Genomic DNA, 18126 nt, shown 5'->3' with positions numbered 1-18126 from the left:
GCAATAAAAAAGCCCCTGTCACCGCTAGGGTGACAGGGGCTTTTTCTTGCGGCTTGCCGCTTACTTCTGCTCTTGCTGCTCTTTGTGCGACAGGCTGTAAACATACGCCGCCAGCAAGTGCACCTTGTCATTACCCTGCAATTGCTCCTGCGCAGGCATCTGGCCCTGGCGGCCGTAACGGATGGTCTGCTGCAGTTGGGCGAAGCTGGAGCCGTAGATGAACGCGCCCGGGTGGGTCAGGTCAGGTGCGCCCATCGCTGGCGTACCTTTGCCGGCCGGGCCGTGACAGGCCACGCAGTTGGCGGCGAACAGCTTCTCGCCGTTGGCTACGTCGGCCTTGGCGCCTTCCGGCAGCTTGCGGCCATCGAGGTTGGTCAGCACGAAACCGGCGACATCAGCTACGCCTTGTTCACCGATCACTTCAGCCCAGCCCGGCATCACCGCGTGACGGCCCGCCATGATGGTGGCCTTGATGGTTTCCGGCTCGCCGCCCCAGCGCCAGTCGGCGTCGGTCAGGTTGGGGAAGCCATAGGCACCCTTGGCGTCGGAACCGTGGCATACCGAACAGTTGGAGGCGAACAGGCGGCCACCCATCTTCAGGGCTTGCGGATCCTTGGCCACTTCCTCAATGGGCATGGCGGCAAACTTGGCGAAGATCGGTCCGAACTTGGCGTCGGAGCGGGCCATTTCCTTTTCCCACTCGTGCACACCGGTCCAGCCGCTCTGGCCATTGGCGAACGGGGTTTGCTTCTCGTTGTCGAGGTAGGCATAACCCGGCAGCAGGCCCTTCCAGTTACCCAGGCCCGGGTACAGCACCAGGTAGCCCAGGGCGAAGATGATGGTGCCGACGAACAGCATGAACCACCACTTAGGCAGTGGGTTGTCGTATTCCTCGATGCCATCGAACGAGTGGCCAACCGTCTCGTCCGTTTGCTCGGCGCGCTGGCCCTTGCGGGTCGACAGCAACAGCCAGGTCAGGGCAAAAATGGTACCCAGACTGAGGACTGTGACGTACAGACTCCAGAACGTAGTCATTCTTTGTTACTCCTAGAAGCTTGCTCGACGTGCTTGATGGCTTCGGGATCATCCGCAAAAGGCAGCAAGGTCGCGTCTTCAAACTCTGACTTGCGCTTGGGGCTGAACACCCACAACGCCAGGCCGATAAAGGCCACCATCACGACAACGGTGCCCAGGCCTCGAATCATCCCGATATCCATTCAGATCACCGTTTGCTTTTGATGATGGTGCCCAGGCCTTGCAGATAGGCCACCAGCGCGTCCATTTCGGTCTTGCCCTTGACGGCTGCCTGGGCACCGGCGATGTCTTCGTCGGTGTAAGGCACGCCTAAGGTGCGCAAGACTTCCATTTTCTTGGCAGTGTCTTTGCCGTCGAGCTTGTTTTCCACGAGGAACGGGTACGCCGGCATTTTCGACTCGGGCACCACGTTGCGCGGGTTGTACAAGTGCGCACGCTGCCAGTCATCGGAGTAACGACCACCTACGCGGGCCAGGTCCGGACCGGTACGCTTGGAACCCCACAGGAACGGGTGGTCCCACACGCTTTCACCGGCGACCGAGTAGTGGCCATAGCGTTCGGTTTCAGCACGGAACGGGCGGATCATCTGCGAGTGGCAGCCGACACAGCCGTTGGCGATGTACACGTCGCGGCCTTCCAGTTCAAGGGCGGTGCGCGGCTTCATGCCTTCGACCGGCTTGTTGGTCACGTCCTGGAAAAACAGCGGAACGATCTGGGTCAGGCCGCCGATACTCACGGCGATGACCATGAAGAAGGCCAGCAGGCCGATATTCTTCTCGACTACTTCATGCTTCATCAGTGAGCTCCCACGACGGCGATCTTGGTGGCGGCTTCAGCCTCTACAGGGTTGGAGGCACGCACTGTGCGCCACACGTTGTAGGCCATGAACAGCATGCCGCTGGCGAAGAACGCACCACCGAGGGCACGTACGATGAAGCCAGGATGGCTGGCCTGCAGCGCTTCAACGAAGGAGTAGGTGAGGGTGCCGTCATCGTTGATTGCACGCCACATCAGGCCCTGGGTAATGCCGTTGACCCACATCGAAGCGATGTAGAGCACGGTGCCGATAGTGGCCAGCCAGAAGTGGGTGTTGATCAGGCTGGTGCTGTGCATCTGTGCCCGGCCATAGAGCTTGGGAATCATGTGGTACAGCGCGCCGATGGAGATCATCGCGACCCAGCCCAGAGCGCCGGCGTGTACGTGGCCGATGGTCCAGTCGGTGTAGTGGGACAGCGAGTTGACGGTCTTGATCGCCATCATCGGCCCTTCAAAGGTCGACATGCCGTAGAACGCCAGCGATACCACCAAAAAGCGCAGGATCGGGTCGGTGCGCAGCTTATGCCAGGCGCCCGAGAGGGTCATCATGCCGTTGATCATGCCGCCCCAGCTCGGAGCCAGCAGGATGATCGACATGGCCATGCCCAGGGACTGTGCCCAATCCGGCAGTGCGGTGTAGTGCAAGTGGTGAGGACCGGCCCAGATATACAGGGTGATCAGCGCCCAGAAGTGCACGATGGACAGGCGATAGGAGTAGATCGGACGCTCGGCCTGTTTCGGCACGAAGTAGTACATCATCCCCAAAAAGCCGGTGGTCAGGAAGAACCCTACGGCGTTGTGGCCGTACCACCACTGGATCATCGCATCGGTCGCACCGGCGTAGGCCGAGTAGGACTTGAAGAAACTCACCGGCAGGGACGCGTGGTTGACGATGTGCAGCATCGCCGTCACGACGATGAAGGCACCGTAGAACCAGTTGCCGACGTAGATGTGCTTGGTCTTGCGCTTGACGATGGTGCCAAAGAACACGATGCCGTAGGTCACCCAGACGATCGCCAGAAGGATGGCAAGGGGCCATTCCAATTCCGCGTATTCCTTGGTGGTGGTGAAGCCCATTGGCAGGGTGATGATGGCGCCGACGATTACTGCTTGCCAGCCCCAGAAGGTGAAGGCGGCGAGGCCGTCGGAAATCAGTCGCGTCTGGCAGGTTCGCTGCACGACATAGTAGGAAGTGGCAAACAGTGCACATCCGCCGAAGGCGAAGATCACCAGGTTGGTGTGCAGTGGGCGTAGGCGTCCAAACGTCGTCCATGGCAGGTCGAAGTTCAACTCCGGCCAGACCAGTTGCGAGGCGATGAAGACACCGAGCCCCATGCCAAGGATCCCCCAGACCACCGTCATGATGGCGAACTGGCGGACTACCTTATAGTTATAAGCAGTCGGACTGATTGCTGTGCTCATTCTAAGGTTCCACGGTTTAGGTGTTTTATTAGGATAAAAATCGGCCGCAAGTATGGACAATGCGAAGTGCCATTGCAACGTAACGCTGACCTGCGTCAATGCGTTTCAAGCCAGATTCTGCGCCCTTTCCCTATTTGGCGTAAGGACAAAATCAAAAATGAAAAGCTGACGGGTTGGACAGGAATTTTGAGAGGGCGCAGGTACTTGTAACGCGATGCGTAGGGACACGTTGCCAAGGTGACGAATGGTCGGTGGCGCGACAGCCGGTAACTGTCAGCCCTTGCGCCTGTCACCCTGCTGGAATGTCTGACTCATCGAGTGCAAGTCGAGCTGCGGCCGATCAACGCCGGCCCACTGTCGAAACAAGCGTAGACCCGATTGGCGAGAGGGGAAAGGTGTGCTTTAGAAGGGTGTGACAATCTGGCGCAGGGCGCAGCGGTTAATAGCGAGCTGCAAGCGGCAAGTTTGAATCGGGGAGGGAGAGGGTTGAAAAGGCTGCAAGAGCCGAGTTGAGAACTCTTCTCTTGCAGCTTATTGCGTGAAGCTTACTTCTGATCTTTCTGCGACAGGCTGTAGACGTAGGCCGCCAGCAGGTGGACCTTGTCGTTGCCTTGCAGCGCTTCCTGCGCCGGCATCTGGCCTTGGCGGCCATGGCGGATAGTCTGTTGCAACTGCGCAAGGCTGGTGCCGTAGATGAAACCGGCAGGCTGCGTCAGGTTCGGCGCGCCCATGGCTTCAACACCGTGGCCTTCTGGGCCGTGGCACGCCACGCAGGTGGTGTCGAACGCTTGCTTGCCGGCAGCCAGGTCGACCTTGCTGTCAGCCGGCAGCGGCAACTTGGCCAGGTCGTGACGCACATAAGCGGCGACGTTTTTCACCCCGTCTTCACCCAGCACTTCACCCCAGGCCGGCATCGCGGCATGGCGACCGTTCATGATGGTCAGCTTGATTGCATCAGCCGAACCACCCCAGCGCCAGTTGTCGTCCGCCAGGTTCGGGAAGCCGTAGGCGCCCTTGGCGTCGGAGCCGTGGCACACCGCGCAGTTGGAGGCAAACAGGCGACCGCCCATTTTCAACGCTTGCGGGTCCTTGGCCACTTCTTCCACGGGCATGGCGGCGAATTTGGCGAAGATCGGCCCAAACTTGGCGTCGGCCTTGGCCATTTCCTTGTCCCATTCCTTGGTCTGGGTCCAGCCGTCTTCATAGCCCGGCAATACGCCTTTCCAGTTGCCCAGGCCCGGATAGAGGATCAGGTAGCCGACGGCAAACACCAGGGTGCCGGCGAACAACATGAACCACCATTGGGGCAGGGGGTTGTCGTACTCCTCAATCCCGTCGAACGCGTGGCCCATGGTCTGGTCGACGCTGCCCTTGGTCTCGCCCTTGCGGGTGCCGAACAACAGCCAGGTCAGGCCGATCAGGCTGCCCAGGGTCAGTACACAGATCCATGTACTCCAAAAGGTAGTCATGGCCGAATGCTCCTTGTTACAGGCTCTTCTTGAGCGTCGGATGGGGTGCCAATGGCGTCAGGCTTAGGCTCATCGGCAAATGGCAGCAGGCAGGCCTCGGCGAACTCCGGGTTGCGCTTGGAGTTGAACACCCACAGCGACAAGCCGATGAAGGCAATTGCCACCACCAGCGTGCCGAGGCCGCGGATCATTCCGGTATCCAGTTCAAAACCCATGGTTCACCTCTTGCTCTTGATTGCAGTGCCGAGCACTTGCAGATAGGAGACCAGGGCGTCCATTTCGGTCTTGCCCTTGAGGCTGTCCACGGCCGCGGTGATGTCCGCGTCGGTGTACGGCACGCCGAGGGTGCGCATGACCTTGAGCTTGGTTTCGGTGTGGCTGCTGTCGACCTGCGCGGTGACCAGCCATGGGTAGGCCGGCATCTTCGACTCAGGCACTACGTTGCGCGGGTTGTACAAGTGCGCGCGGTGCCAGTCGTCGGAATAGCGGGCGCCAACCCGGGCCAGGTCCGGGCCGGTACGCTTGGAACCCCACAGGAACGGGTGGTCCCAAACGCTTTCGCCGGCGACCGAGTAGTGGCCATAGCGTTCGGTCTCGGCGCGGAACGGCCGGATCATTTGCGAGTGGCACTGTACGCAGCCTTCGCGGATGTAGATGTCACGGCCTTCCAGTTGCAGCGCGGTATAGGGCTTCATGCCTTCCACCGGCTTGTTGGTCACGTCCTGGAAGAACAGCGGGACGATCTGTGTCAGGCCGCCGATACTCACGGCCAGCACCATCAGCAGCATCAGCAGGCCGACGTTCTTTTCAATCGTTTCGTGTTTCATCATCGACTCCTCAGGCCATCTGCGCCGCAGCGGCTACTTCGGCAGGTTGTGCCGAACGCACGGTGCGCCAAGTGTTGTAAGCCATCAGGAACATGCCGCTGAGGAAGATCGCACCGCCCACCAACCGCACGATGAAGCCTGGGTGGCTGGCCACCAGGGTTTCAACGAAGGAGTAGGTCAAGGTGCCGTCTTCGTTGACCGCACGCCACATCAGGCCCTGGGCAATGCCGTTGACCCACATCGAAGCGATGTAGAGCACGGTGCCGATGGTAGCCAGCCAGAAGTGCGCGTTGATCAGGCCGAGGCTGTACATCTGCTCGCGACCGAAGACTTTCGGGATCATGTGGTACAGCGCGCCGATGGAAATCATCGCCACCCAACCCAGAGCGCCGGCGTGTACGTGGCCGATGGTCCAGTCGGTGTAGTGGGACAGGGCGTTGACCGTCTTGATCGCCATCATCGGACCTTCAAAGGTCGACATGCCGTAGAACGCCAGCGATACCACCAGAAAGCGCAGGATCGGGTCGCTGCGCAGCTTATGCCAGGCACCCGAGAGGGTCATCATGCCGTTGATCATGCCGCCCCAGCTTGGCGCCAGCAGTACCAGCGACATCACCATGCCCAGGGACTGTGCCCAGTCCGGCAGCGCGGTGTAGTGCAAGTGGTGAGGACCGGCCCAGATGTACAGGGTGATCAATGCCCAGAAGTGCACGATGGACAAGCGATAGGAGTAGACCGGACGCTCGGCTTGTTTCGGCACGAAGTAGTACATCATCCCCAGGAAGCCCGCAGTGAGGAAGAAACCTACGGCGTTATGGCCGTACCACCACTGCACCATGGCATCCGTCGCACCACCGTAGAGGGAGTAGGACTTGGTCAGGCTGACCGGGATTTCCAGGTTGTTGACGATATGCAGGATCGCCACGGTGATGATGAACGCACCGAAGAACCAGTTACCGACGTAGATGTGCTTGGTGTTGCGCTTGGCCACGGTGCCGAAGAACACGATGGCGTAGGCGACCCAGACGATGGTGATCAGGATGTCGATCGGCCATTCCAGCTCGGCGTATTCCTTGGAACTGGTGTAGCCCAATGGCAAGCTGATTGCCGCCAGCAGGATCACCAATTGCCAGCCCCAGAAGCAGAACGCCGCGACTTTCGGCGCGAACAGCTGGGTCTGGCAGGTGCGTTGCACCGCGTAGAAGGAGCTGGCAAACAGCGCACAGCCACCAAACGCGAAAATCACCGCGTTGGTGTGCAGTGGGCGCAATCGACCGAAACTGGTCCAAGGCAGGTTGAAGTTGAGTTCGGGCCATACCAACTGGGCAGCGAGAAAAACCCCGAGCCCCATGCCGACGATGCCCCACACCACCGTCATAATGGCGAATTGGCGGACCACCTTGTAGTTATAGGCGGTACTTAAAGTAGTGTTCATGGTTCCCCATCCACGGTTCAACCCAAGCAGATGCGGCACTTGGGCTGGAGTTATAGGCAGACTAAAAAGCGAGGCAAGCATGGGCAAAGAGCACAAGGCCAGTATTGACGGGGATCAATGGGCGCAGTGTGTGCGTGAACAGGGTTGGTTATGGAATGCGGCCACGCGCGTTGGCGCAGGCCCCTCACCGACGCTGATCCTCGCCCACGGAGCCGGCGCGCCGATGGACTCGGGCTTTATGGGCGACATGGCTGCACGCCTTGCCGGGCATGGCGTGAACGTGTTGCGCTTCGAGTTCCCGTACATGGCCCAGCGCCGTGTGGACGGGGGCAGGCGCCCACCGAATCCGGCTCCAAAGCTGCTGGAATGCTGGCGCGAGGTATATGCCCAGGTGCGACTTCATGTCGCTGGGCCCCTGGCGGTGGGCGGCAAGTCCATGGGCGGGCGCATGGCCAGTTTATTGGCCGATGAATTGGCGGCTGATGCACTGGTGTGCCTGGGGTATCCGTTCTATGCGGTGGGCAAGCCGGAAAAAACCCGGGTCGAGCATCTGGCCGGGCTGAAGACCCCGACCTTGATTGTGCAGGGCGAGCGCGATGCGCTGGGCAATCGGGCGGCGGTGGAGGGTTATGTGCTGTCGCCGAGCATCGAGGTGATGTGGCTGGTGGCAGGGGATCATGATTTGAAGCCGTTGAAGGCTTCTGGGTTTACCCATGAGCAACATCTGGAGGCTGCGGCGGTGAAGGTGGCCGGGTTTCTCGGCGCCTGTTAGGGCCTCATCGCAGCATAGGTATCTACACAATTTTGCTGCATCGCATAAAGCCAAGCAGATAGGGCTGTTGTGGCGAGCGGGCTTGCCCCGCGCTGGGGTGCGAAGCAGCCCCAGTAAGCTGTATGCGGTGTATCAGATACTCCGTAGTGGCTGGTTTTGGGGCTGCTTCGCACCCCGGCGCGGGGCAAGCACGCTCGCCACAGGAGAGATCGTCAGTTTCTGAAAGTTGTGTAGATACCGATGCCCATCGCCGGCAAGCCAGCTCCCACCTTTTGATGTGTGAATACATTCAAAATGTGGGAGCTGGCTTGCCGGCGATAGCGATCTAACGGTTAAACCGCTCCACCAGCGAATACTGGGTATTGGCCGTATGGGTCAGCTCTTCACTCAACTGCGCCGAATTCAACGCCTGCTCCGACGTCTGGTCCGCCAACAGCGCAATAGTGCTGATATTGCGGCTGATCTCCTCGGCTACCGAGCTTTGCTCCTCGGTCGCGGCGGCGATCTGGGTGGTCATGTCAGTGATATGCGCCACCGCCTCGCTGATTCCCACCAGCGCAGCGTCCGCTTCCATTACCCGCGCCACACCTTCTTCAGCCTGGCGATGCCCGGCGTCCATGGTCTGCACGGCGGTGCTGGCGGTCTGTTGTAGCTTGGCGATCAGGGCATGGATCTGCCCGGTGGACTCGCTGGTACGTTGCGCCAGTTGCCGCACTTCATCGGCCACCACCGCAAACCCGCGACCCATTTCACCGGCACGGGCCGCTTCGATGGCTGCGTTCAGGGCCAGCAGGTTGGTCTGGTCGGCAATACCCTTGATCACATCCACCACGCCGCCGATCTCGTCGCTGTCCTTGGCCAGTTGGGTCACCGTCACGCCGGTTTCCCCGACCACCACCGACAGGCGCTGGATGGCTTCACGGGTTTCGCCGGCGATATCACGCCCGCGCCCGGTCAGGCGATTGGCTTCCTGGGTCGCATCGGCCGTGCGCTGGACATGGCTGGCGACTTCCTGGGTGGTGGCGGCCATCTGATTGACCGCAGTGGCGACCTGCTCGGTCTCCACGCGCTGGCGTTCCAGGCCGGTCGAACTGTTGTGGGCCAAGGTGTTGGATTGACGCGCCTGCTCGTTGAGGTGCTCGGCGGTGTCCTGCAGACGGGTCAGGCAGGTCTTCAGGCGGGCTTCCTGGCTGAGGATCGACATCTCCAGGCGTGCTTGTGCGCCACGGCTGTCGGTGTACATCTGTGCGATCAGCGGGTCGGAAGTGGTCTGTTCGGCCAGGCGCAGCAGGCGCTTGAGGCCCCGCTGTTGCCAGCTCAGGCCGAGCAGGCCCAGTGGCACTGACAAGGCAGCGGCCAAGGCAAAGCCCCAATGGGAATTGAGCCAGATGCCAATCAGGAAACTCAGTTGGCTGACCATGATAAACGGCAGCCAGTCCTGCAACACCGGCAGCCATTTATCACTGCGCGGGATGGCCGACTTGCCTTGGTTGATACGCTGGTACAGCGCTTCGGCACGGCGGATCTGCTCGGCGGTCGGCTTGACCCGTACCGATTCGTAGCCGATCACCTGCTCGCCGTCGAACACCGGGGTCACATAAGCGTTGACCCAGTAGTGATCGCCGGTCTTGCAGCGGTTCTTGACGATGCCCATCCATGGCAAGCCTTGTTTGAGCGTGGCCCACATATGCGCGAACACGGCCGCCGGCACATCCGGGTGACGAACCAGGTTGTGCGGGGCGCGCATCAGTTCATCCCGGGAAAACCCACTGATCTCGACAAACGCATCGTTGCAGTAAGTGATCACGCCTTTGGCATCGGTCGTGGAGATCAACCGTTGTTGAGCGGGGAAGGTACGTTCGCGCTGGGTAACGGGTTGGTTATTACGCATGATTGATCAATCCGCAAGGCTTTGACAGGTTGTCGGCCAGTGCGGGGGTTTATTTAACTTATTTTTGCAATAATCCGCGCCAGCGAAAGCTCCTGCCGGCGCAGCCTCAGCGCTGGCGATCAGGCCAGCATTGGGTAGGTAAACAACCCGAAATGCAGCAGATTCAAACCAAAGTGCGTAGCAATCGCCGCGCCCAGGCCGCCGAAGCGGTAGGCCAGGCCATAACCCGCGCCGGCAATACTGGCCAGCAGCACCCATTGCCAGCCCGCGCCCACATGCACCAGGCCAAACAGCAGCGAAGCCAATAGCAAGGCGAGGTTTTCGCCGTAGGGCATCTGCTTGAAGCGCCGGCTCAGGCCGCCCTGGATATAGCCGCGAAACAACGCTTCCTCAACCAGGGTCACCAGCAACAGGTTATTCAACACCCAGAGCCAGGCCTGGTCTGGCCATTTGGGGGCCCAACTGATGATGCCCAGCAGTACCGCGCCACCCAGGGCGGCGATGGTGGTCAGGGTCAAGGCCAGCGCGGTGGCATAGATCGACAGGCGCAACGGGCGGCGGGCGACGATCCACGGGCAGGCGAGTAGCAGCCAGAAGCCAATCAGTGGTTTGTCCTGGTTCAGGTACAACGAGAAGGGCACGGCGTCGGCGGTGAAACGCTGGGGGTCGATGGCGCGACCGTTTTGGAAGCCGGGTAGCCAGTGCATCGCCAGGCCCAGGGCCAATACGATGAACAGGCCATGGCCAAGGTAGCGCGCCCATGGGACGTGCTGTTGGCGTACGGCATAACCTGCGACCAGCAGTAGCCCGATGGAGGCCCCTGCCAGCAAACCCAGTTGCCCGTAGGTCAGGGCCAATCCATAGCCAATGGAAAGAAGGGCCAGGTACAGCCAGGGCAAAGCGGGCATAAAAAATCCTTGTGACGGTCAACGTGACGCAATTGCTTGATGTAGCTGCCGGTAAGCCGGCGCCTACAAATGAGGGCGCGGATTATAGCGACAGTTGCAGGCGGTAAAAATGAAAACACCGCCCGAAGGCGGTGTTGGGTCTGGCTTGTGGCGTTATGAAGCAATCAACTGGCGCAGTACGTAATGCAGAATCCCCCCCGCCTTGAAGTATTCAACTTCATTGAGGGTATCGATCCGGCACAGGACCTCGACTTTTTCGCTGCGGCCGTCTTCGCGGGTAATCACCAGCGTCAGGTTCATGCGTGGTTCGATATCGGCATCGGTCAGGCCGAGAATATCGATCTTCTCCTTGCCGGTCAGTTGCAGCGCCTTGCGGTTCTGGTCCAGTTTGAACTGCAATGGCAGCACGCCCATGCCCACCAGGTTGGAACGGTGGATACGCTCGAAGCTCTCGGCAATCACCGCCTTGACGCCCAGCAGGTTGGTGCCCTTGGCGGCCCAGTCGCGGCTGGAACCGGTGCCGTACTCCTGGCCGGCGATCACCACCAGCGGCGTGCCGGACGCCTGGTATTTCATAGCGGCGTCGTAGATCGGCATCTTCTCGCCGGTGGGAATGTAGAGGGTGTTGCCGCCTTCTTCGCCGCCGAGCATTTCGTTGCGGATCCGGATGTTGGCGAAGGTGCCGCGCATCATCACTTCATGGTTGCCGCGGCGCGAGCCATAGGAGTTGAAGTCCCGTGGTTCCACGCCCTGTTCGCGCAGGTAGCGGCCGGCCGGGCTGTCAGCCTTGATGTTGCCGGCCGGAGAGATGTGGTCGGTGGTCACCGAATCACCAAGCAGGGCCAGGATGTTGGCGCCTTGCACATCCTTGATCACCGGCAAGGGGCCGGCGATGTCGTCGAAGAAGGGCGGATGCTGGATATAGGTGGAGTCTTTTTGCCATACATAAGTCGCGGCCTGCGGCACTTCAATGGCTTGCCACTGTTCGTCACCGGCAAACACCTCGGCGTATTCCTTATGGAACATGCTGGTGCTGACCTGGGCCACCGCGTCGGCGATCTCCTGGCTGCTGGGCCAGATATCGCGCAGGTATACCGGCGCACCATCCTTGCCGGTGCCCAAGGGCTCGCTGCTGATATCAATGCGCACGGTCCCGGCGAGGGCATAGGCCACCACCAGGGGCGGCGAGGCCAGCCAGTTGGTTTTCACCAGGGGGTGCACGCGGCCTTCGAAGTTACGGTTGCCGGACAGCACCGACGCCACGGTCAGGTCGGCTTTCTGGATGGCTTTCTCGATAGGCTCCGGCAATGGCCCGGAGTTGCCGATACAGGTGGTGCAGCCATAACCCACCAGGTCGAAGCCCAGTTGGTCGAGGTACGGCGTCAGGCCGGCGGCGTTGTAGTAGTCGGTAACCACCTTGGAGCCAGGCGCCAGGGAGCTTTTTACCCACGGCTTGCGGGTCAGGCCCTTTTCCACGGCTTTTTTCGCGACCAGGCCGGCGGCCATCATCACGCTGGGGTTGGAGGTGTTGGTGCAGGAGGTAATCGCGGCGATCACCACCGCGCCGTTTTTCAGGCGATAGGTCTGGCCTTCGAAGTCGTAGTCGGCTTCGCCCACCAGGTCGGCATTGCCCACGGCGACACCGCCGCCGCCTTCGCTTTCCAGGCGGCCTTCTTCCTTGCTCGCGGGTTTGAACTGCAAGTCCAGGAAGTCACTGAACGCTTGACCCACATCTGGCAGCGAGACTCGGTCCTGCGGGCGTTTTGGCCCGGCCAGGCTGGCTTCGACGCTGGCCATGTCCAGCGCCAGGCTGTCAGTGAATACCGGTTCTTCACCGGCATTGCGCCACAGGCCTTGGGCCTTGGTATAGGCCTCGACGAGCTTGACCGTGGCGTCCGGCCGACCGGAGAGGCGCAAGTAGTCCAGGGTCACTTCGTCCACGGGGAAAAAGCCGCAGGTGGCGCCGTACTCCGGTGCCATGTTGGCAATGGTGGCGCGGTCGGCCAGGGGCAGGTCAGCCAGGCCGTCGCCATAGAACTCGACGAATTTGCCCACCACGCCTTTTTTACGCAGCATTTGCGTGACTGTCAGCACCAGGTCGGTGGCGGTAATGCCTTCTTTGAGTTTGCCGGTGAGCTTGAAGCCGATCACTTCGGGGATCAGCATCGAGACCGGCTGGCCAAGCATCGCCGCTTCCGCCTCGATACCGCCCACGCCCCAGCCCAAAACGCCGAGGCCGTTGATCATGGTGGTGTGGGAGTCGGTGCCCACCAGGGTATCGGGGAAGGCATAGGTACGGCCGTCTTCGTCCTTGGTCCACACCGTGCGACCCAGGTATTCCAGGTTGACCTGGTGGCAGATGCCGGTACCTGGCGGTACCACGCTGAAATTATCAAAGGCGCTCTGGCCCCAGCGCAGGAACGCATAACGTTCGCCGTTGCGCTGCATTTCGATATCGACGTTTTGCTCGAAGGCGTCGGCGTTGCCGAACTTGTCGACCATCACCGAGTGGTCAATTACCAGGTCCACCGGCGACAGCGGGTTGATGCGCTGCGGATCGCCACCGGCCTTGGCCACGGCGGCGCGCATGGCGGCCAGGTCGACCACGGCGGGCACGCCGGTAAAGTCCTGCATCAGCACCCGGGCCGGGCGGTACTGGATCTCGCGGTCGGAGCGCCGCTCCTTGAGCCAGGCGGCAAGCGCCTTGAGGTCGGCGCCGGTCACGGTTTTTTCGTCCTCCCAGCGCAGCAGGTTTTCCAGCAGCACCTTGAGGGACATCGGCAACTTGTCCAGGTTACCCAGGCTCTTGGCGGCTTCGGGCAAGCTGAAGTAGTGGTAAGTCTTGCTGTCGACTTGCAGGGTCTTAAGGGTTCTCAGGCTATCAACGGATGACATTACATGACTCCTTATGGTCCGCACGGCTACGGACCTGACGGGACGAACAGAGCTTACAAGCTAGCCCTGTTTTCAGTAGCAGGCTAATAACTGGACTCTATGGACAAGTCCAAGGTTCCGAACTCAGCTATCATGCGCGCGTTTTCATGACAGGCCTTGCGCTACAGCAAGCGTGTTACCAGGAGAGTTGATGAACACCCTTTTTATGCATTGCCGCCCGGGTTTTGAAGGCGAAGTCTGTTCCGAGATCGCGGAACACGCCGCGCGCCTGAACGTTTCCGGCTATGCCAAGGCTAAGACCGGCAGCGCCTGCGCCGAATTTGTCTGCACTGAAGAAGACGGCGCCCAGCGCCTGATGCGCGGCCAACGCTTTGCCGAACTGATCTTCCCGAGGCAGTGGGCGCGTGGGGTTTTCATCGATCTGCCGGAAACCGACCGTATCAGCGTGATCCTCGCGCACCTGCGGGATTTCCCGGTATGCGGCAGCCTGTGGCTGGAAATGGTCGATACCAACGATGGCAAGGAACTGTCGAACTTCTGCAAGAAATTCGAAGTGCATCTGCGCAAGGCCCTGCTGGCCGCCGGCAAACTGGTTGAAGACCCGAGCAAGCCGCGCCTGCTGCTGACCTTCAAGAGCGGGCGCGAAGTGTTTATGGGCCTGGCCGAGTCAAATAACTCGGCCATGTGGCCGATGGGCATCCCGCGCCTGAAATTCCCCCGCGACGCGCCAAGCCGCTCGACCTTGAAGCTGGAAGAGGCCTGGCACCACTTTATCCCCCGGGACCAGTGGGACGAGCGCCTGCACGGCGACATGACCGGCGTCGACCTCGGCGCAGCGCCGGGCGGCTGGACCTGGCAACTGGTCAACCGGGGCATGCTGGTGACGGCGATTGATAACGGGCCGATGGCCGAAAGCCTGATGGACACCGGCCTGGTGCAACACTTGATGGCGGATGGTTTTACCTTCACCCCCAAGCAGCCGGTGGACTGGATGGTCTGCGATATCGTCGAGAAACCGGCGCGCAACGCGGCTCTGCTGGAAACCTGGATCGGCGAAGGGCATTGCCGCGAAGCGGTGGTCAACCTCAAGTTGCCGATGAAACAGCGCTACGCCGAGGTGAAGCGCCTGCTGGAACGCATCGAAGAAGGCTTCAAGGCGCGGGGCATTCGCGTGGAAATCGGCTGCAAGCAGCTGTACCACGACCGCGAGGAAGTCACCTGCCACCTGCGCCGCCTGGACGTAAAGAAACTCAAGGCCCGGTAAATACACCTAGGAGCCGGCTGTTTAGGAGTGAACGATGAGTGACATTTTTGACCCTGCCGTTGACGGCACCCTCGACGCCACCGGCCTCAACTGCCCGGAACCGGTGATGATGCTGCACCAGCACATCCGCGACCTGGCGCCGGGTGGCCTGCTCAAGGTCATCGCGACCGATCCCTCGACCCGCCGCGACATCCCCAAGTTCTGCGTGTTCCTGGACCATGAACTGGTGGAACAGCGCGAAGAGGCCGGTACTTACTTGTACTGGATCCGCAAGAAGGCCACCTGAGACTGATACCTACAGTGGGCAGTCGCGCTTAAACCTGGCGAATGCGCTTGCGCGCACTGCGTGCCAGGCGCACCACCAGCATTGCCGCTGCGCAACTGAGGCCGACGATCAGCCCCTGCCACAAGCCGCTCGGGCCGTTGGCCTGGCCCAGCCAGTCGGTCAGCCCCAGCAAGTAACCTACCGGCAAGCCCACGCCCCAGTAGGCGAACAGGGTCAGGATCATGGTCACCCGGGTGTCCTGATAACCGCGCAGGGCGCCAGCCGCCGTGACCTGGATCGCATCGGAAAACTGGAACAGCGCCGCGAACACAATCAGCATCGCCGCCACCTGGACCACCAGCGGGTCGGCGGTGTAGATCGTGGCGATCTGCTCGCGGAACAACAGCATCAGGCTGCATGACAGGCAGGCATAGGCCAGGGCGGTGCCCATCCCCACGCCTGCGGCGAAGCGTGCTTCACGGGGTTCGCCACGGCCCAGGGCCTGGCCCACCCGCACGGTCACGGCCATGCTCAGGGAGTAGGGAATCATGAACACCAGGGAGCTGAAGTTCAGGGCGATCTGGTGCCCGGCCACGACGGTTGCGCCCAGGCTGCCGATCAGCAGGGCGATCACCGCAAAGATGCTCGACTCGGCAAATACCGCGATGCCAATCGGCAGGCCGATGCCCAGGATGCGCTTGATCACCGACCACTTTGGCCAGTCGAAGCGCTTGAACAACTCGCTGGCCTGATAGGCCGGTGCCCAGCGGGTCCAGGCGGCGAAGCCCAGCATCATCGCCCACATCACAATGCCCGTGGCCCAGCCGCAGCCTACGCCGCCCATGGCCGGCACACCGAAATGGCCGTAGATGAACACGTAGTTCAGCGGGATGTTCAATGCCAGCCCGCCCAGCCCGAGGAGCATGCTCGGGCGCGTGCGGCCCAGCCCGTCGCTGAAACAGCGCAGCACGTAGTACAGCGCCACCGCCGGCATGCCGAAGGCAATGCCGTGCAGGTAGCCCATGCAGGGGGCGATCAGTTCGGGGTCGACGTTCATCGCGTGCAAGATCGGCTCGGCACTGATCAACAGCAATGAGGCGGTGCACCCCACCACCAACGCCAGCCACAACGCCTGGCGTACCAGCGGGCCGATTTCGGTGTGGCTGCCGGCGCCGAAGCGCTGGGCGACTTTGGGGGTGGTGGCCAGCAAGGTTCCGGTCATCAATAGATACACGGGGATCCAGATGGAGTTGCCCAGGGCCACCGCCGCCAGGTCCCGCGAACTGACACGCCCGGCCATCACCGCATCGACAAAGCCCATGGCGGTGGTTGCCAGTTGCCCGATCATGATGGGCAAGGCCAGCGCCAGCAGGCTATAGACTTCCCGGCGAACGCGGGCAGGGCGGGAGAGGGGCAAAGTGGCAGTGTTCACGTGCAGATGTCCGATAAGGGGGAGCGCAGGACGGCGCATTCTACGCCTTGACGGATAGGTCAGGAAATTACCTGTGTAGCGGATTTGTAAACGTTCCAGGGGCCGGTGCCTGTACACTGCTGGTCCGCCAAAGGAGCCTGCCATGCTGATTGTTGCCGACGAAAATATCCCGCTGCTCGATGCGTTCTTTGAAGGTTTCGGCGAGATCCGCCGGGTGCCGGGCCGCGCCATCGACCGCGCCGCCATTGAACAGGCCGATGTGCTGCTGGTGCGTTCGGTGACCAACGTCAACCGTGCGTTGCTGGAAGGCACGGCGGTACGGTTTGTCGGCACCTGCACCATCGGCACCGATCACCTGGACCTCGATTACTTTCAAAGGGCCGGGATCCAATGGTCCAGCGCGCCGGGCTGCAACGCTCGTGGTGTGGTGGATTATGTGCTGGGCAGCCTGCTGACCCTGGCTGAAATCGAAGGTGCTGACCTGACCCAGCGTACCTATGGCATCGTCGGTGCCGGTGAGGTGGGCGGGCGCCTGGTCAAGGTGCTCAAGGGCCTGGGCTGGAAAGTGCTGGTCTGCGATCCGCCACGCCAGGTCGCCGAAGAGGGCGATTACGTGAGCCTGGAACAGATCATCGAGCAGTGCGATGTGATCAGCCTGCACACCCCGCTGAAAAAATCCGGCAATGGCTCGACCTGGCACCTGCTGGATCGCCAGCGTCTGGAGCAGCTCAAGCCGGGCACCTGGCTGATCAACGCCAGCCGTGGCCCGGTGGTGGATAACACGGCGCTGCGCGAGGTGTTGCTGGAGCGCGAAGATTTGCAGGCAGTGCTGGATGTGTGGGAAGGCGAGCCCGAAGTGGATGTCGAGCTGGCCGAGTTGTGCGTGCTGGCGACTCCGCACATCGCCGGCTACAGCCTCGACGGCAAGCAGCGCGGCACGGCGCAGATCTACCAGGCGTTGTGCGCGCACCTTGGGCAACCGGCGAGCATTCAGTTGAGTGACCTGCTGCCCGAGCCATGGCTGGCCGAGGTCACTCTCGATGCCAGCACCGACCCGGCCTGGGCCCTGGCGACGTTGTGCCGCAGCGTCTACGACCCGCGCCGTGACGATGCGGACTTTCGCCGTAGCCTGGTAGGAACAGTCGAAGAACAGCGCAAGGCATTCGACCTGCTGCGCAAGCACTACCCGGATCGCCGCGAGATTGACGGCTTGAAGGTGCGGATCAATGGTGAGTCGCCAGCTTTGTCGAGCATCGTCGCCGCACTGGGAGCATAAAAAACGCATAAAAAAACCGGCCACTGGGGCCGGTTCTGAAAGAGCTGGGGCGTATCAGCCTTGCTGGGCAGGCTTGACCAGTTTCTGCTCCAGTTCGGCGCAGGCGCCCTGGATCATCTCTTCGGTAATCTGCACTTCGCGGCCCTGGGCATCGATGTACGAGCAAGGCAACTGCTGTGGCTGGCGGATTACTTCAACTTTGTCAGTGCTGCTGTTTTGCAAGGACATGGCCTGTCTCCTCATCAGGTTGTGTACCTACTCTAATTCACCCGCGTGACCGAGCTGTTACAACTCCTTAGCCCGTCGGCGGATCGAATGCCCAGTCCAGCAGAAATCGCGGCGGATTTCCAGCCGGACTTTAGACCGATAGCCTCTAGGGCCTAGTCTTGCCGGGCATAATTAACCTGACTCATTGTGAT

17 protein-coding genes are annotated in these 18126 nt (G+C 61.2%); 4 read left to right on the top strand and 13 right to left on the bottom strand.

Annotated features, from left to right (window positions below):
• Nucleotides 1-60: 60 nt before the first annotated feature.
• The 8 genes from ccoP (C5F71_RS04015) to ccoN (C5F71_RS03980) form a co-directional block, all read right to left on the bottom strand.
• Nucleotides 61-1035, bottom strand: a complete 975-nt coding sequence (gene ccoP, locus C5F71_RS04015) for a cytochrome-c oxidase, cbb3-type subunit III (protein ID WP_029300040.1) — start codon at nt 1033-1035, stop codon at nt 61-63.
• On the bottom strand, nt 1032-1217 hold the full coding sequence (locus tag C5F71_RS04010; RefSeq protein ID WP_003175465.1) for a CcoQ/FixQ family Cbb3-type cytochrome c oxidase assembly chaperone: 186 nt from the start codon (nt 1215-1217) through the stop codon (nt 1032-1034). The genes ccoP (C5F71_RS04015) and C5F71_RS04010 overlap by 4 nt, the downstream gene beginning before the upstream one ends.
• 5 nt (nt 1218-1222) lie before the next feature.
• The gene (gene ccoO, locus C5F71_RS04005) at nt 1223-1831 is read right to left on the bottom strand and encodes a cytochrome-c oxidase, cbb3-type subunit II (RefSeq protein ID WP_029300047.1); all 609 of its coding nucleotides are present in this window, start codon (nt 1829-1831) and stop codon (nt 1223-1225) included.
• Nucleotides 1831-3273, bottom strand: a complete 1443-nt coding sequence (gene ccoN / locus C5F71_RS04000) for a cytochrome-c oxidase, cbb3-type subunit I (protein ID WP_057439486.1) — start codon at nt 3271-3273, stop codon at nt 1831-1833. The genes ccoO (C5F71_RS04005) and ccoN (C5F71_RS04000) overlap by 1 nt, the downstream gene beginning before the upstream one ends.
• 545 nt (nt 3274-3818) lie before the next feature.
• A complete protein-coding gene (ccoP, locus tag C5F71_RS03995) occupies nt 3819-4742 on the bottom strand; it encodes a cytochrome-c oxidase, cbb3-type subunit III (RefSeq protein WP_029300050.1) in 924 nt (307 codons plus the stop codon).
• Nucleotides 4739-4957 carry a cbb3-type cytochrome c oxidase subunit 3 gene (locus tag C5F71_RS03990; protein WP_029300053.1) on the bottom strand — a complete coding sequence of 73 codons (219 nt, stop codon included), beginning with the start codon at nt 4955-4957 and terminating at the stop codon, nt 4739-4741. The genes ccoP (C5F71_RS03995) and C5F71_RS03990 overlap by 4 nt, the downstream gene beginning before the upstream one ends.
• A 3-nt stretch (nt 4958-4960) precedes the next feature.
• Nucleotides 4961-5569 (bottom strand): cytochrome-c oxidase, cbb3-type subunit II, encoded by a 609-nt coding sequence (gene ccoO / locus C5F71_RS03985; RefSeq protein WP_029300055.1) that lies wholly within the window; start codon nt 5567-5569, stop codon nt 4961-4963.
• Nucleotides 5570-5579: 10 nt separating this feature from the next.
• Nucleotides 5580-7004, bottom strand: a complete 1425-nt coding sequence (gene ccoN, locus C5F71_RS03980) for a cytochrome-c oxidase, cbb3-type subunit I (protein WP_029300057.1) — start codon at nt 7002-7004, stop codon at nt 5580-5582.
• Nucleotides 7005-7083: 79 nt separating this feature from the next.
• Here ccoN (C5F71_RS03980) and C5F71_RS03975 point away from each other — a divergent pair, with 79 nt between their 5' ends.
• Nucleotides 7084-7776, top strand: coding sequence for an alpha/beta family hydrolase (locus tag C5F71_RS03975; RefSeq protein ID WP_104910685.1), 693 nt, complete (start codon nt 7084-7086; stop codon nt 7774-7776).
• Nucleotides 7777-8101: 325 nt separating this feature from the next.
• On the opposite strand, the gene C5F71_RS03970 is transcribed toward C5F71_RS03975, so the two are convergent.
• From C5F71_RS03970 to acnA, 3 genes are all read right to left on the bottom strand, one after another.
• The gene (locus tag C5F71_RS03970; protein WP_070994707.1) at nt 8102-9667 is read right to left on the bottom strand and encodes a PAS domain-containing methyl-accepting chemotaxis protein; all 1566 of its coding nucleotides are present in this window, start codon (nt 9665-9667) and stop codon (nt 8102-8104) included.
• A 119-nt stretch (nt 9668-9786) separates the two neighbouring features.
• Nucleotides 9787-10575, bottom strand: a complete 789-nt coding sequence (locus C5F71_RS03965; RefSeq protein ID WP_029300061.1) for a CPBP family intramembrane glutamic endopeptidase — start codon at nt 10573-10575, stop codon at nt 9787-9789.
• 153 nt (nt 10576-10728) lie between these two features.
• A complete protein-coding gene (acnA, locus tag C5F71_RS03960) occupies nt 10729-13470 on the bottom strand; it encodes an aconitate hydratase AcnA (protein WP_104910684.1) in 2742 nt (913 codons plus the stop codon).
• 190 nt (nt 13471-13660) lie between these two features.
• Between acnA and rlmM the strand changes: the two genes are divergently transcribed.
• Both rlmM and tusA read left to right on the top strand, forming a co-directional pair.
• Nucleotides 13661-14734, top strand: a complete 1074-nt coding sequence (rlmM, locus tag C5F71_RS03955; RefSeq protein WP_104910683.1) for a 23S rRNA (cytidine(2498)-2'-O)-methyltransferase RlmM — start codon at nt 13661-13663, stop codon at nt 14732-14734.
• Between the two features lie 34 nt (nt 14735-14768).
• Nucleotides 14769-15020, top strand: coding sequence for a sulfurtransferase TusA (gene tusA / locus C5F71_RS03950; RefSeq protein WP_070994698.1), 252 nt, complete (start codon nt 14769-14771; stop codon nt 15018-15020).
• Nucleotides 15021-15048: 28 nt separating this feature from the next.
• Here the strand turns inward: tusA and C5F71_RS03945 are convergent, their stop codons facing one another.
• Nucleotides 15049-16431 (bottom strand): MATE family efflux transporter, encoded by a 1383-nt coding sequence (locus tag C5F71_RS03945; protein WP_092231752.1) that lies wholly within the window; start codon nt 16429-16431, stop codon nt 15049-15051.
• 142 nt (nt 16432-16573) lie between these two features.
• Here C5F71_RS03945 and pdxB point away from each other — a divergent pair, with 142 nt between their 5' ends.
• Entirely contained in the window at nt 16574-17707 is a 1134-nt protein-coding gene (gene pdxB / locus C5F71_RS03940) for a 4-phosphoerythronate dehydrogenase PdxB (protein ID WP_104910682.1), read from the top strand.
• A gap of 54 nt (nt 17708-17761) precedes the next feature.
• On the opposite strand, the gene C5F71_RS29060 is transcribed toward pdxB, so the two are convergent.
• Entirely contained in the window at nt 17762-17935 is a 174-nt protein-coding gene (locus tag C5F71_RS29060) for a PA1571 family protein (RefSeq protein ID WP_029300072.1), read from the bottom strand.
• Nucleotides 17936-18126 lie beyond the last annotated feature (191 nt).

The organism is Pseudomonas sp. LG1D9 (assembly GCF_002949995.1).
Classification (GTDB): domain Bacteria; phylum Pseudomonadota; class Gammaproteobacteria; order Pseudomonadales; family Pseudomonadaceae; genus Aquipseudomonas; species Aquipseudomonas proteolytica.
This window is presented reverse-complemented; position numbering and strand designations above follow the sequence as displayed.